The following is a 441-nucleotide window of genomic DNA, read 5'->3' as shown; positions in this document are numbered from 1 at the left end:
GGTCAACGGATCGGTGCTGGTCCAGGCCCTGATCCTGGCGGTGCTCGGATCGACGCACGGCCTCTTCGTCGGCATCGGCCTGCCCGTGCGCCTGAACCAGCTGATGAGCGCGGTCGGTATGAACCTGCCCTCCGCCGCCCTGGAGATCGGCCCCGCCGTCCCTCTCGCCTCGTACACCGGCGGCACCGTGATCACCCTGGTGGCGCCCTTCATACCGCCCCGCCGCGCCGGGAAGCTCTCCCCGCTGTCCGGAGCGGCGTAGGGCAGGCTCATACCGGCCGCGGGCATCAGCTGGGTCAGAACCGCGGCCAGGCCGATGCGGCCGACGGGGCCGAGCGGTGCTCCGAGCGCAGGCAGGAGCAGGGCCTCGACCACCACCGGTCCGTTGACCTCGCCGTGGTGCGGATCCCGCTGATGAGCGCGGTCGGTATGAACCTGACC

Annotated in this window: 1 protein-coding gene; it reads left to right on the top strand. The window is 71.7% G+C overall.

Features of this window, described 5'->3' with window-relative positions:
- Positions 1-262, top strand: a 262-nt coding sequence (locus tag UK12_RS41960) for an ABC transporter permease (protein ID WP_045306929.1), incomplete at its 5' end; no start/stop codon positions are given.
- Positions 263-441 lie beyond the last annotated feature (179 nt).

The organism is Saccharothrix sp. ST-888, assembly GCF_000955975.1.
Classification (GTDB): domain Bacteria; phylum Actinomycetota; class Actinomycetes; order Streptomycetales; family Streptomycetaceae; genus Kitasatospora.
Note: the sequence above shows the minus strand (reverse complement) of the source record. Positions and strands in the feature narration are given on the sequence as shown.